At 32.8% G+C, this 14,924-nt stretch carries 15 protein-coding genes; 5 read left to right on the top strand and 10 right to left on the bottom strand.

Going from position 1 to position 14,924, the window contains the following annotated elements:
* Nucleotide 1 precedes the first annotated feature (1 nt).
* Nucleotides 2-940, bottom strand: coding sequence for a 2-hydroxyacid dehydrogenase (locus tag ABNT22_RS02330; RefSeq protein WP_348716079.1), 939 nt, complete (start codon nt 938-940; stop codon nt 2-4).
* Between the two features lie 39 nt (nt 941-979).
* Nucleotides 980-1,798, bottom strand: a complete 819-nt coding sequence (gene panB, locus ABNT22_RS02325) for a 3-methyl-2-oxobutanoate hydroxymethyltransferase (RefSeq protein ID WP_348716076.1) — start codon at nt 1,796-1,798, stop codon at nt 980-982.
* 150 nt (nt 1,799-1,948) lie between these two features.
* Here panB and ABNT22_RS02320 point away from each other — a divergent pair, with 150 nt between their 5' ends.
* From ABNT22_RS02320 to ABNT22_RS02300, 5 genes are all read left to right on the top strand, one after another.
* Nucleotides 1,949-2,425 (top strand): nuclear transport factor 2 family protein, encoded by a 477-nt coding sequence (locus ABNT22_RS02320; protein ID WP_348716074.1) that lies wholly within the window; start codon nt 1,949-1,951, stop codon nt 2,423-2,425.
* 2 nt (nt 2,426-2,427) lie between these two features.
* Entirely contained in the window at nt 2,428-3,351 is a 924-nt protein-coding gene (locus ABNT22_RS02315) for a hypothetical protein (RefSeq protein WP_348716071.1), read from the top strand.
* Between the two features lie 15 nt (nt 3,352-3,366).
* Nucleotides 3,367-3,933, top strand: coding sequence for a sigma-70 family RNA polymerase sigma factor (locus tag ABNT22_RS02310; RefSeq protein WP_348716696.1), 567 nt, complete (start codon nt 3,367-3,369; stop codon nt 3,931-3,933).
* 4 nt (nt 3,934-3,937) lie between these two features.
* A complete protein-coding gene (locus ABNT22_RS02305) occupies nt 3,938-4,204 on the top strand; it encodes a hypothetical protein (protein ID WP_348716069.1) in 267 nt (88 codons plus the stop codon).
* A 113-nt stretch (nt 4,205-4,317) separates the two neighbouring features.
* Nucleotides 4,318-4,959 carry an O-methyltransferase gene (locus ABNT22_RS02300; protein ID WP_348716067.1) on the top strand — a complete coding sequence of 214 codons (642 nt, stop codon included), beginning with the start codon at nt 4,318-4,320 and terminating at the stop codon, nt 4,957-4,959.
* Nucleotides 4,960-4,988: 29 nt separating this feature from the next.
* Here ABNT22_RS02300 and ABNT22_RS02295 read toward each other — a convergent pair whose 3' ends face one another.
* The 8 genes from ABNT22_RS02295 to ABNT22_RS02260 all read right to left on the bottom strand — a co-directional run bounded on the left by ABNT22_RS02295 (nt 4,989) and on the right by ABNT22_RS02260 (nt 14,860).
* Complete coding sequence (locus tag ABNT22_RS02295) at nt 4,989-5,270, bottom strand: twin-arginine translocase TatA/TatE family subunit (RefSeq protein WP_348716066.1); 282 nt, start codon at nt 5,268-5,270, stop codon at nt 4,989-4,991.
* 96 nt (nt 5,271-5,366) lie between these two features.
* Entirely contained in the window at nt 5,367-5,660 is a 294-nt protein-coding gene (locus tag ABNT22_RS02290) for a F0F1 ATP synthase subunit epsilon (RefSeq protein ID WP_348716065.1), read from the bottom strand.
* Nucleotides 5,661-5,672: 12 nt separating this feature from the next.
* Nucleotides 5,673-7,184, bottom strand: coding sequence for a F0F1 ATP synthase subunit beta (atpD, locus tag ABNT22_RS02285; protein ID WP_348716063.1), 1,512 nt, complete (start codon nt 7,182-7,184; stop codon nt 5,673-5,675).
* Nucleotides 7,185-7,360: 176 nt separating this feature from the next.
* Nucleotides 7,361-8,728, bottom strand: coding sequence for an OmpA family protein (locus ABNT22_RS02280; RefSeq protein ID WP_348716062.1), 1,368 nt, complete (start codon nt 8,726-8,728; stop codon nt 7,361-7,363).
* Nucleotides 8,729-8,847: 119 nt separating this feature from the next.
* On the bottom strand, nt 8,848-10,041 hold the full coding sequence (kbl, locus tag ABNT22_RS02275) for a glycine C-acetyltransferase (RefSeq protein WP_348716059.1): 1,194 nt from the start codon (nt 10,039-10,041) through the stop codon (nt 8,848-8,850).
* 47 nt (nt 10,042-10,088) lie between these two features.
* The gene (locus ABNT22_RS02270; RefSeq protein WP_348716056.1) at nt 10,089-13,226 is read right to left on the bottom strand and encodes a UvrD-helicase domain-containing protein; all 3,138 of its coding nucleotides are present in this window, start codon (nt 13,224-13,226) and stop codon (nt 10,089-10,091) included.
* A gap of 123 nt (nt 13,227-13,349) precedes the next feature.
* The gene (locus ABNT22_RS02265; protein ID WP_348716053.1) at nt 13,350-14,186 is read right to left on the bottom strand and encodes a ZIP family metal transporter; all 837 of its coding nucleotides are present in this window, start codon (nt 14,184-14,186) and stop codon (nt 13,350-13,352) included.
* 11 nt (nt 14,187-14,197) lie between these two features.
* Nucleotides 14,198-14,860 carry a metal-dependent transcriptional regulator gene (locus ABNT22_RS02260; RefSeq protein WP_348716051.1) on the bottom strand — a complete coding sequence of 221 codons (663 nt, stop codon included), beginning with the start codon at nt 14,858-14,860 and terminating at the stop codon, nt 14,198-14,200.
* Nucleotides 14,861-14,924 lie beyond the last annotated feature (64 nt).

Raw genomic sequence — 14,924 nt, 5'->3', positions numbered from 1 at the left:
GTTAACAAAATTTTGCTTTGATTTTATCTACAATAGTTTGAGCTAACTTTTCTTTGCTTTCAATAGTCCAACCGGCAACATGAGGTGATAAGATTACATTTTCTGCATTAATTAAATACTGAAACGCTTCTGGCATTTCGTTATTAGTAAATAAGTTCTCAAATGATTTTTTCTCATATTCTAACACATCCAAACCGGCTCCAAGTACTTTGCCCGATTCTAAAGCTGTAACCAAATCTTTAGTTACTACAGATTTCCCTCTTGCTGTATTAATCAACCAAAAAGGTTTCGAAAAGCTTTCAATAAAATTAGCATCTATCATATTTATCGTTAAAGCTGTTTGAGGAGTATGTAAGCTTAAAACATCTGTTTCTTGCTGTAATTGTTCTAACGATACTTGCTTACAATTTTCATCTCCTACATCTGGCTTAATATCATAACACAAAACATTTACATCAAACCCTCTTAATTTCTTAGCAAATGCTTTCCCCATGTTTCCATACCCGATTAAACCAACTGTTTTCCCATCAAGTTCAACACCTCTATTTTCTTCTCTTAACCATTTACCATTACTAACTTCCTTATCTGCTTTATTCAGTTTATTAAATAATGACAATAACATTCCTAGAGCATGTTCTCCTACGGCATTCCTATTTCCTTCTGGTGCAGAAATTAAAGTAATTCCTTTTTTAATCGCATAATCACAATCTATATTTTCTAGTCCTGCTCCTACTCTACCAATAAACTTAAGATTGGTTGCCTTGTCTAAAAACATCTTGTCAATGGTAAATCGACTGCGAATTACAATCCCCTCGTACTGGTTTATTTTATTTACAATTTCTTCTTTTGAAGAAGTATAATCTTCTTCATTGGTAAAGCCTAACTCTTTAAGCTGATGTATTAATAAAGAATGATTCGTATCTAGATGTAGTACTTTCATAACTATAAAAAATAAAACCTTCCATCCGGAAGGTTACTTTTAATATTGTTCTTTTTCGTTTGGAAAATCTACCGATTTTACGTCGTCTATATACTGTTTAAAAGCATCGGTCATTTCCGCATACATATCAAGGTATCTGCGTAAAAAACGAGGGTTAAACTCATGTGTCATACCTAACATATCATGAGTAACTAATACTTGTCCATCTACTCCTGCTCCTGCTCCAATTCCTATTACCGGAATTGTTAAACTCTCAGCTACCTTCTTTGCTAATTTTGCCGGAACCTTTTCTAAAACTAAAGCAAAACATCCTAACTCTTCTAATAATTTAGCATCTTCCATCAGTTTCTTTGCTTCTTCCTCTTCCTTTGCTCTTACCGTATAGGTACCGAATTTATAAATTGATTGTGGTGTTAACCCTAGATGTCCCATAACAGGAATTCCTGCCGTAAGAATACGTGAAATAGACTCTCCTATTTCACTACCTCCTTCTAGTTTCACAGCATGACCTCCCGTTTCCTTCATAATTTTAATAGCAGACTCCAAAGCATTTTTTGAATTTCCTTGATAGGTACCAAAAGGTAAATCTACTACTACTAAACAACGATCTATAGCTCTCACCACAGAGCTTGCATGATAAATCATTTGATCTAAGGTGATAGGTAATGTTGTTTCATGACCTGCCATTACGTTTGATGCAGAATCTCCAACTAAAATCACATCAATCCCAGCCCCATCAACAATCTTTGCCATTGTATAATCGTAAGCCGTTAACATAGAAATCTTTTCTCCATTAGATTTCATTTCTACCAATGATTTTGTTGTAATCCTTTTATATTGCTTTTTTGCTACAGACATCGTTTCTTAATTTAATGTTTGTAAAAATACACAAATAATCAATTATCCTTCTCTTTTTTTGACTCGTTAATCTTCTGTTAATCTTTGTTTAAATTATTTTTTAAACGTTTGGTTTTAAATAGTTTTACCAACCAAACTAATCATAATGTTATGCAAAAAATCATTACTTTTTTGATTATTCTTGTTTTCTCTAGCATTATTAATGCTCAAAATAGCAAGAAACAAGAATTTGAAATTAAACAAACTATTCATACTTTTTTTGAAGGGCTTCATAAAGGAGATAGTGCTATTGTAAATTCAACGCTTCATAAAGATCTTAAAGTACAAACCACCTTTACCAATAAAAAAGGCGAAAAACATTTAAAAACAGAGACTAAAGAACAATTATTAAAAAATATAGCAAGTAAGAAACCTGAAAACACTTATTTAGAAAAACTATTATCTTGGAACATACATATTGATGGAAATCTGGCTTCTGTATGGACTCCATATGAGTTTTATTTTAATGGTAATTTTAGTCATTGCGGAGCAAACTCTTTTCAATTGTTTAACAATAACGGAAAATGGGAAATTGTTTACCTAATAGACATGAGAAGAAGAGGAAACTGTAAAGCTAAGAAGAGTTAATTATGAAGAAGTTTTTCTTTTTAGTTACTATTATTTTTTCTCAAATAGGTTTTGCTCAAAAACCGTCACTTTTCTTATCTGAATTGTTTGAAGATTTACCTAATGTCCGTGATTTTTCTATGAATAAAAATCAAGATGAATTCTATTTTACCATAGAAAGCTACCTCAAAGAATATTCTTTTATAGCTTACTCAAAAAAGATTAATGGTAAATGGCAAAAACCAAGGGTGGTTTCTTTTTCAGGTCAATACAAAGATTTAGAACCTTTTTTATCGCCTGATGGTTTAAAATTATTTTTTGCTTCAAATAGAAAAGATAACTCTTCAGGAGAAATAAAAAACGATATTGATATTTGGTATGTTACTCGATCATCTTTATCTGATAAATGGTCAGAGCCTATTAATGTTGGTACAAATATAAATACAGCTGCCAATGAATTTTACCCATCTGTAACCAATAATGGAGATTTATTTTTTACAGCTGAATATGAAAACTCTATTGGGAAAGAAGATATTTATGTTAGTAGATTTGTAAATGGAAAATATCTCAAACCTATCCCTTTAAATTCCAATGTAAACTCAGAGAAGTATGAATTTAATGCTTTTATAGCTCCTGATGAAAGCTTTATTTTGTTTACATCTTATGGCAGAAAAGATGATTTAGGTAGAGGGGACATATACATAAGTAGAAAAGGAAAAAATAATGAATGGGAAAAAGCGGTACATTTCCCAAATATTAATTCTAAACGATTGGATTACTGTCCGTTTGTTGACATATACACACAAACCCTTTATTTTACTTCGAATCCGAGTGAAATAACTAAATCCTTTAAACAAAAGAAGTCTTTGGAAGATATTGTAAAACATATCAAGAATACTCCGAATGGTTTAAGTAGGATTTATACGTTCCCTTTCAGTAAAAAATAATGTATATTTGGCGTGATGAACCAAAATGAAAATTCCTTAGACCCCAACAAGTGGATTGACACTTACGCTGATTACCTTTTTAACTATGCAGTAGTTAGAGTAAATAGCAGTGACATCGCAAAAGATTTAGTTCAAGAAACCTTTTTTGCTGGATTAAAATCGGCAAAAAATTTTGAAGGCAAGTCTACTGAAAGAACTTGGCTTGTGTCAATTTTGAAACGAAAAATTATTGACTATTATCGTAAGATCAATTCGAAAAAAGGTCAAGCCGAAGTTCGTATGAATTTTTATGACAATGGTGAAAATGAGGGTAGCTGGATTGAAGAAAGGGTGCCTCAATCATGGAAAAATGAAGCAGAAAAAACAATTGAGAACAATGAGCTAAAAGGGCAACTTGACGATTGTATCGATGCTTTACCGGAGAAATATAGTATGGTTTTTAGAATGAAAACAATACAAGAGTTTGAAACAGAGGAAATTTGTAAGGAACTTGATATTACCCCGTCAAATTTATGGGTTATAATCCATAGAGCTAGAACCCAGCTAAGAAATTGTATGGAAAAGAACTGGTTTAATACGTAAAACAATGTTTAGAAAATTTTTAATTACCTGTGATGAAGCTACTACCATATGCGACAAAAGTCAATATGGAGAAGCAACATTTTTAGAAAAAATAAAACTAAACTTTCATCTTTTAGTTTGTAAGGTTTGTGCCATGTACACAAAACAAAACAGAACTATGAGTAAACTTTTTAAGATGAAAGCTTCTAATTGCAGCAAACAGGAAACTCAGTGTTTGTCTAATTCAGATAAAGAGGCCCTGAAAGAGCAATTAAAACAATTTAAACTGTAACACTTTTTTCGGTTTTAGTTTAAAAACCGTTTTTTGATTTTTTGTTAGATTGAAACGGGGTTTACACCTAAGTAAATTCCGTTTTTTTATACCTTTGCTTTAAATTTTATTTTATGCATTTTCTACCTGAAGAAATTGACAATTACGTTGTAAATCACTCACAGCAAGAACCTTCTATTCTTAAAGAGTTAGGAAGAGAGACATGGCAGAAAGTTTTAAATCCACGTATGCTTAGTGGTGCTTTTCAAGGAAGAGTCTTGTCTATGATTTCAAAGTTAATAAACCCTAGAAGCATTTTAGAAATAGGTACTTATACTGGTTATTCAGCGCTATGTTTGGCAGAAGGTATGCAAAAGAATGGAATACTGCATACCATTGATAAAAACGAAGAATTGGAAGAACTTCAATATAAATATTTTCAAAAATCTGAATATAAAGATCAAATTATTCAACATGTAGGAAATGCGCTAGATATAATACCTACCATTGAAGATAAATTCGATTTAGTTTTTATAGATGCTGATAAATCAAATTATGTAAATTACTTTAACTTAATTATTCATAAAATGAATCCAGGAGGTGTTATTTTATCAGACAACGTGCTATGGAGTGGTAAAGTTGTAGAAACGCTTGACCCTAAAGATAAAGATACTAAAGTACTTTTAGAATACAATACACTACTTAACGAAGATCCTCGCTTAGAAACGGTTTTATTACCCATTCGAGATGGTTTAACAATAAGTAGAATCAAATAAAAAACTCCCGATATATATCGGGAGTTTTTTTACATATTTCTTTTAATAGGACCAGTAAAATCATCTATATTATCTTTTACCTCATTTACTTCCTTATTAATATCTTTTACGAAATCAGTATCGATACCATGATTGTTAGCACTTTCATTTATCTCTCTCTTAATATCATTTGTAGCATCTTTTATTTGACGCATTCCCTTTCCTAATCCTCTTGCTATTTCTGGTATTTTATTAGCACCAAACAACATTACTACAATAAGTAGTATTACGAAAATCTCAGGGCCACTAATAAATAAAAATATTGTTTTCATCCTTGCAAAGATAACTATTTCATTTCTTTAAAAACATGTGAAAATAAAAAAGCCAAACAAAATTGTTTGGCTTTTCATTGTATTTTAAACTGGTAATTAATCTGCTAAAATAATTGCTTTATTATCTTTCATTTCAACAGTTCCAGATTTAATATCTAACGTTAATACTTTATCGTCATCAGCTTGTTTTGAGAAATGCCCACTTAAATCGTCAAATTCTAAGTGTTCACTTGTGTGCGTGTGAATCTTGATAGTTCCTTCACCTAAAATTGAAACTATAGGTGCGTGATTGTTCAACATTTGAAAATCACCGTTTATTCCTGGAACTACAACAGAATCAACTTCTGATGAAAATAAAATTGCCTCTGGCGTTACTATTTCTAAAAACATAGTTTATAGTTTTTAAGCTTCAGCTAACATCTTCTCTCCAGCATCAATTGCATCTTGAATTGATCCTCTTAAGTTAAATGCTGCTTCAGGGTATTTATCTAACTCACCATCCATAATCATGTTGAATCCTTTAATAGTATCTTTAATATCTACTAATACTCCAGGGATTCCTGTAAATTGCTCTGCAACGTGGAATGGTTGAGATAAGAAACGTTGTACACGACGTGCACGGTGAACTACTAATTTATCCTCCTCAGATAATTCTTCCATACCTAAGATTGCGATAATATCTTGTAATTCTTTATAACGTTGTAATAACTCTTTTACTCTTTGTGCTGTATTATAGTGCTCATCTCCTAAAATTTCTGGAGTTAAGATTCTAGATGTAGAATCTAATGGATCTACCGCTGGATAGATACCTAACTCGGCAATCTTACGAGATAATACTGTAGTTGCATCTAAGTGGGCAAACGTTGTTGCCGGTGCAGGGTCAGTTAAATCATCCGCAGGTACGTAAACCGCTTGTACAGATGTAATAGATCCCTTTTTAGTAGAAGTAATACGCTCCTGCATAGCCCCCATTTCAGTTGCTAATGTTGGTTGGTATCCTACTGCTGATGGCATACGTCCTAATAATGCTGATACCTCAGAACCTGCTTGTGTAAAACGGAAGATATTATCAACGAAGAATAATACGTCTTTCCCTTGTGCTTCACCCGCTCCATCACGGAAATACTCAGCGATTGTTAAACCAGATAAAGCAACACGTGCACGTGCACCTGGTGGCTCATTCATCTGACCAAATACGAATGTAGCTTTAGAATCTCTCATTCCTGTTTTATCAACTTTAGATAAATCCCATCCACCTTCTTCCATAGAATGCATAAAATCATCACCATATTTGATAATTCCAGATTCTAACATCTCACGTAATAAATCATTTCCTTCACGAGTTCTTTCACCTACTCCTGCGAAAACAGATAAACCACCGTGTCCTTTTGCGATGTTGTTAATTAACTCCTGGATTAATACAGTCTTTCCTACTCCTGCTCCTCCAAATAATCCAATTTTACCTCCCTTTGCGTAAGGCTCAATTAAGTCAATTACTTTAATTCCAGTAAATAATACTTCTGTAGAAGTAGATAACTCTTCAAACTTTGGTGCTTGACGGTGAATTGGTAAACCAGCTTCACCCGTTTTAGGCAAATCTCCTAAACCATCAATAGCTTCACCAGTTACGTTAAATAAACGTCCATAAATATCGTTACCAATTGGCATTTGAATTGGGTTACCAGTAGCAATTACTTCTTGCCCTCTTTGTAATCCGTCAGTTGCGTCCATAGAAATAGTACGAACTGTATCTTCACCAATGTGCTGCTGTACTTCTAATACTAAAGTAGAACCATCAGCTTTTTTAATTTCTAATGAATCATAAATTTTTGGTAATTCAGTATTTTCTGTATTAAACTCAACATCGATTACTGGACCAATAATTTGAGAAACTTTACCTGTTATTGTAGACATTACTATATGTAATTAAAGTTATTTATTTTGTTGTGTGAGCTTTAGCTCGTTTTTTCAAGGTGCAAAGGTAATTTTTTTGATTGAAACTAAAAAAAGTTTACAAGTATTTTTATAAATAAAGCACAAAAAAAAGCCTCGAAATAATCGAGGCTTTCATTTTATTGGTTTGAATTAAATTATTTTACTAATTTAATTTCTACACGTCTGTTTTGTGCTCTACCAGCTCTAGTTTTGTTATCAGCGATTGGGTAATCTTCACCAAATCCAGCTGAAGTTAAACGGTTAGCTGCTACTCCAGCTTTCCCTACTAAGTAATCTAAAACAGCCTTAGCTCTTTTTTCAGATAATCTCTTGTTAGTAGAAGCTCTACCTTGGCTATCTGTGTGACCTTGGATGCTAAAGTTAGCTTTTGAGTATTCTTTCATGATTGCAGCAATCATATCTAATTTTTCAGAAACTCCTGGTCTGAAAGACGCTCTTCCTGAGTTAAAGTAAATAGCTCTTGCGAAATCGTTTAATTTCTTCTCAGCTTCCTTAGTAATGATTACTTCTGGACACCCGTTGTTAGAAGCAACACCTGCTTCGTTTGGACACTTATCATCTTTGTCTAATACTCCGTCTCCGTCAGTATCTGGCCAAGGACATCCTCCGTTTGCAGCAGGACCAGCTTGGTTAGGACACTTATCTTTGTTGTCAGCAACACCGTCACCGTCAGCATCTGGACATCCGTTCATTGCCTTAGTTCCAGCTTCGTTTGGACAAGCATCATCTTTATCAGCGATACCATCTCCATCAGCATCAGGACAACCATTTAAAGCAGCTAAACCAGCTACTTCTGGACAAGCATCATCAGAATCTTTGATTCCATCACCATCAGTATCAGGACATCCGTTGAATTCTTCTAATCCAGCAACTTCTGGACAAGCATCTTCCTTATCGTAGATTCCGTCTCCATCAGTATCTTTTCCTCCAAATTTAAACACTAATCCTACAGAGTGTTGGAAGTGTACTGGTACTTTATCAGCAAATTCTTGCTTATATCCAGTTTGGAAATTTAATCCTAAGTTATCGTTAAACCAAGTATTGAAACCAACACCAGCATTTAACATTCCTTCACCTTCGTCTGCATAAGAAGTATAACCACCACCTAAATATACATAAGGATCAAACCATCCAGTTTGACCAAAAGCATTGTTTAAGTCATACTTTACATTTGCATCGATAGCCCAATACAACTCATCAGTATCATTTTCTGATCTTACAGTTTCGATCTTGTTGATAGAACCTGCTAATTGTAAAGTAAATCCATCATTTAAATAACGGTCTACAGTTAATCTTGAAATAGAAGGTAAAACATTCCAGTCACTAACACCGATATAATCTTTCCCTAATTGTTCCATTGAAGGTCCATCAGCCCAAGGCCATTGAACATCAACAGCGTTAACACCGAAACCAATTGCCCATGGATTATCTGAATCCTGTGCGCTTACGCTTACGGCAGCAAACGTAAATAAAGCCATCACAGCTAATTTTAATTGTTTCATTATTAAAAATTTAAATTAAAAGTTCGTTTATATAATCGCAAATGTAAGTTGTTAAAACTTATTTACAAAAACAAATCTACAAAAACTTACAAGAAATACAAGTTTTTGTATAAAGTTCTTTAAATTACATTTAGCTCTTTTCCTACCTTACTAAATGCCTTAATCGCCTTATCTAAATGCTCTTTTTCATGGGCAGCTGATAACTGAACTCTTATTCGAGCTTGTTCTTTTGGAACTACTGGATAAAAGAACCCAATAACGTAAATTCCTTCTTCCAATAATTTATTTGCCATTACTTGAGATAACTTAGCATCATAAAGCATAACAGGTACAATAGCAGCATCAGCCCCTACCAAGTCAAACCCTGCCTTTTCCATTTCAGCTCTGAAATAATTTGTATTCCATTCTAGCTTATCACGTAAACTCGTATCGTTTGACAATAAGTCAAACACTTTTAAAGAAGCACCTACAATTGCTGGGGCTAATGAATTTGAAAATAAATAAGGACGTGAGCGTTGACGCAAAACTTCAATAATCTCTTTTTTACCTGTAGTATATCCTCCCATTGCGCCTCCAAGAGCTTTTCCTAAAGTTCCAGTAATAATATCAATACGTCCCATTACTTTCTTTAACTCTAAAGTACCACGTCCAGTTTCACCAATAAAACCAGCTGCATGACATTCATCAATCATTACAAGTGCATCGTACTTATCAGCTAAATCACAAATCTTATCAAGTTCTGCTACAATACCATCCATTGAGAAAACTCCATCTGTTACAATAATTTTAAAACGATGGTTATTCTTGTTGGCTTCAATAAGTTGTTCTTCCAAAGCCTGCATATCGTTATTAGCATAACGATATCTTGCTGCTTTACACAAACGAACTCCATCGATAATAGAAGCATGATTTAAGCTATCTGAAATAATTGCGTCTTCTTTTGTTAACAACGGTTCAAACACTCCTCCATTTGCATCAAACGCAGCCGCGTACAATATGGTATCTTCAGTTTGATAAAACTCAGCAATTTTTGCTTCCAATTGTTTGTGAATATCTTGTGTTCCACAAATAAAACGAACAGAAGACATTCCAAAACCATGTGTATCCATAGTATCTTTAGCAGCTTGAATTACTTCTGGATGGTTTGACAATCCTAAATAATTATTTGCACAAAAATTAACTACCTCTTCTCCTGTAGATATTTTGATTACTGCATCTTGAGATGAAGTAATGATTCTTTCTGTTTTATACAATCCTGCATCCTTGATTTCTTGAATCTCTTTTTGAAGATGCTCTTTTATTGATCCGTACATAATTGTTTGTTTTGATGTCGTAAAATTACAAGTTTGAAATATTCTTTTTAAACTTCTTCTATTAAAATTTCTTCATTTATATAAACAAGTATTTTTTTCTCAACAAAAAGATTAATTGATTTCAGTACTTGTTCATACTTTAATAATTGCTGATGATACTTTTTATGTGGTTTCCCAGTTTTGTAATCGATAATTACCACTGTTCCATTCTTAGTAAAAACTAGTCGATCTGGAATAACTATCTGTCCATCTACATCTACAATTTCTCTTTCATTTATTACCCTTTTATACGCTGTGTAATACGATACTATTTGCGGATGACATACTATTTCGTTCAACACCTTATATATAGTTTCTTTTTCCTGGCCAGTTAACACTCCTTGTTTATAGTACAACATGACTACCCTTTCAACATCATCCTTATTATGAACCTTCGCCATCATTTCATGAATAAGGTTACCATACGCTATTGCCTCACCTTGTTCTGTATCCCATAATTTAGAAGCACTAGCCAACATTTGAATATGATGAGACTTCCATGATGTTGAAATAAATTTTTCTTGAAGAATCGTATGCGACTCAATCTTTTCTATCAAACTTTTCCTTTGTGCTTCTCCAAAAGAATACTCCAATTCTTCATCATTCCAAATCCCTATACTTTTTAAGTAATTGATAAACACCCCTGAATAAAAATTAGTATTTTCTATTCCTTTAGAAGACAATTTTTTCTCCGTAATAATATGTAACTGTTCAACTGCCCTTGTTAAGGCCACATATAATAAGTTAAAATTATCAAGTTCTAGTTCTTCTCTTTGCTGTTGATAAATATGAGCCCCTACGTCATTCACATAATTTAACTCCTTAGCAAATGGAACCAGTAACTCATCAAAACTATCAAATGTATCTTTAGGTAAATCATACAACCAAACCTTGGGATTTACTTGTCTGTATATATCTAAATCATATGGAAAAATCACCACTGGAAACTCTAATCCTTTTGATTTATGAATGGTCATTATCTGAACAGCACTTTTACTTTCAGGAGCAACAATACTTAACAAATGTTTCTTCTCCTCCCAAAACTCTAAAAAATCTGGAATGCTCGTTCCTTTTCTTTGCTGTTCTAAAATAACATCGAGAAAAAATTGCACATAGGCATCTGAAGATTTTATCAATTGAAAACTCCTTATAACTTCTTCAACTTTCTCATAAAATGGGAGTTGATAAAATGCTGATAATTCAAAAAAGACCCCATAGCTTTCTAAAGCTTTAAAAAGCTGCTCATTGTTTAGTGAGATATTCTTATATATAAAGGTATGTTTATCTTCTTTTGTATTTATATGTTCGTACAAATAGTATAACACCTCCAATAGTGTTTCTTTATCATTTTGAAACTGTAACACTCTAAGTAAATTTACTATAAAACCTACTTTAGCACTGTTCTCTAGTAATAACGTTTCTGAAGACACAATTGAAATTCCGTTTTCAGCTAAATAATTAGCCACTTCAACTCCATCTTTTCTTTTACGTGTTAGTACACAAATTTCATTTAGTAAAAACTCTTCTTTTAATTTATTAATGGTTGCTAATACTTGCTTTGGGTACTTTAATTTCTCTTCTTCTTTATCTTCATTCTTTTCTAAAAAGCTAAGCGTAACACAACCTCCTTTTTTAGAATTTTCTAATTGTTTGTTTCCTTCCTCAAAAAGCTGTTGGTACGATTCATTTTGAAGAAATTTAGCCGTATGCTGAAAAAATTGGTTATTAAAATTGATAACCTCAGAATAACTTCTAAAATTTCTTTGTAATTCTCTTACTTCTTTTTCGATATGAAAAGGATTCACAGAACCTTCATTTTCTGCTCCTAAATTTATAAACTGCTCTGCCTTACCTCCTCTCCATCTATAAATAGCTTGCTTACCATCTCCTACCAACATTAAATTACTATTCTCTTGTGCTAAAGCATTATCAATTAGTGGAATCAAATTTTTCCACTGTAACACAGAAGTATCTTGCATCTCATCTATAAAATAATGCATAAAACGCTGCCCTATTCGCTCATAGATAAATGGAGCTGGTTGATCTTTAATATTATCAGAAATCAATTGATTAAATTCCGCATTTAATCGCAAATTATTCTCCTCCTTTATATGAGTTAACTCTGAATTTATATTATTTAAAACCGCTAATGGAATAATGCTTTTTGAGGCCAATTTATTCAACAAAAATTGTTGATATAATTGCTCCGATTCTGTATATAATTTCAATAACTCTGGTAAAACCCCTTCAATAGCAGCTTTTATATCATCAGATTTTGACTTTGCATAAAATGTGCTTTCTTCTATGCGCTCTCGCAATTTACTTTCATCAAAAAATTTTGCCGATGTTGGCTTTTTCTTAAGTGCTACGAAATGATTAGGTAACATAGAACGATAAAAATCATTGTGCGCTATATTTAAGTTTTCAATTACTCGAACCCCTTCTTCTCCAATTGTTTGTAATCGCTGTTCTATGTTATCTTGATGCTTATGAAGTTTTTCTTGTAAAGAGGTGAAGTCTTCAATTTTTTTATTTGATAATTTTCTAAAATGCTTTACATCATCTTCATTTAATAGAATTCTAGAAAACTCATTCAATTCACGAGATATATCCCAAGATTTATCGTCGTCTGTTTTACTTAAAGAAAATTTAATTAGAAGCTTTGTCAATGCTTTATCAGTTCCTATCTTAGAAATTAACACATCTACTGCCTCATTCAATAAAGAAACAGCATCCATTTCTACTTCAAAGGTTAAAGACAATCCTAGATCATAGGCAAAGCTCTTAATAATCTTATGGGTAAAACTATCAATAGTGGTAATTGAAAAAGCCGCATAATTTTGAAGTATGGCATTGATAATTTTCTTACTTCTTTCTTGTATTACAATCCGATCTATTGCAGTTTCTTCTAGAATTGCGTCCAATAAATCATTATGTTCTCCTTCAGAAAAAACCTGCAAATTATGCAACACACGTTCTTTCATTTCACCAGCTGCTTTATTGGTAAATGTGATTGCCAATATTTTTTGAAAGCGATAAATATCTTCAGACTCTAATAAAATCTTCAAATATTCTTTTACTAAAGTAAATGTTTTTCCACTTCCGGCAGAAGCATTATAAACTTGAAAAGTTGATGGTTGTTGCACTAATATTTTTTTACAAAAAGCAATTTACATAGAATCTATGAGAGTAAGAATACGATTTCCATAATCTCCCTTATTAACATAAAAAACCCCGCAAAAAGCGGGAACTTTATATATTATTTTGTTTTATCCTAAACCAACATCTAATGTCATCATTACAATAAACCCGGCTATAAAACCTAACGTGGCGATATCTGTATATTTATCTCGTTGTGTTTCTGGTATTACTTCTTCTACCACTACAAAAATCATCGCTCCTGCAGCAAAAGCCAAAGCATATGGTAAAATAGGAGTAAAAAATGATACTGCTAAAGCTCCTAAAACTGCTGCAAATGGTTCAACTACTGCCGATAATTGTCCATACCAAAAACTCTTTCTTCTACTAACACCTTGTCTCCTCAAAGGCATAGCTACCGCAAATCCTTCTGGGAAATTTTGAATCCCTATTCCAATAGCTAATGAAATAGCTGCAATAATCATTTCTGTTTGTTCTACTCCAACCAACGTTGAAGCAGCCCCGAACAATACTCCAACAGCTAATCCTTCCGGAATATTATGTAATGTAATAGCTAAAACTAGTAAAGTGGTTTTGTGCCAATTAGTTTTAACTCCTTCTGCTTCTTCTTCCTTAAAATTAATATGTAAATGGGGCAACCATTTATCCATGCCAAATAAAGCTAAAGCTCCCAAAGCAAAACCTACAGCCGAGGGAATTACTTTTACAAAACCTTCTCCTGGGCTATTATCTATTGCTGGCGATAGCAAACTCCAAAAACTTGCCGCAACCATTACCCCTCCAGTAAAACCAAGCATACCATCTAAAACTGCTCTATTCATTTTCTTAAAAAAGAAAACCAATGATGCTCCTAGAGCCGTTAGCCCCCATGTAAATATTGTAGCGTATAAAGCCCCCTGAATAGGGTGTTCTTTACAAAACTCTACTATTTGATCAAATAAACTCATTTCTTAATTTATTATTTTGTTGTTTTTTGAATGTATAAATTATTAGCAATCTTGTGAGAAATTGACATTCCCTTCTCTTCTAGCTCTATAGATAAAGAACCATCAAAAGGTTCAATGTTCACTACTTTTATTTTCTTTCCTAGCGCTATTTGCTGTTTATCTAAAAACTGTAAAAACTCAGAAGAACTATCATCGACACCTACACATATTCCTTCTTCCCCTATTTCTAAGGTAGAGAGCAAACTTTTTTCTATGGTATGTAAATTACCTTCTTTATCTGGAATCGGATCACCATGTGGGTCTCTTTTAGGAAATCCTAAGTAGGCATCTAGCTCATCAATCAACTTAGGCGATTTTATATGCTCCAATTGCTCAGCAACCTCATGTACTTCATCCCAAGAAAAATTTAGTTTATCTACTAAAAACACCTCCCACAAGCGATGCTTACGGATAATATTAATCGCTGTTCGTTTTCCAAATGCTGTCAGTGTAACTCCTTGATACTTTTTATAAACAACCACTTCCTTTTCAGAAAGCTTTTTTATCATATCTGTTACAGAAGAAGCTTTCGTCTCTAATTTCTTAGCAATTGCATTGGTACTAATACCTTTAGTTACCTCTACTTCTAAATGATAAATTGCTTTTATATAGTTTTCTTCTGACTGACTAAACATCTTTATTTTTTTTAGACAAGCAAACTTACAAAATTTGTTTTATATAAATAAATTTTTAGGCAAG

The sequence above is a fragment of the Tenacibaculum sp. 190130A14a genome (assembly GCF_964048965.1).
GTDB classification, from domain to species: domain Bacteria; phylum Bacteroidota; class Bacteroidia; order Flavobacteriales; family Flavobacteriaceae; genus Polaribacter; species Polaribacter polynesiense.
Note: the sequence above shows the minus strand (reverse complement) of the source record. Positions and strands in the feature narration are given on the sequence as shown.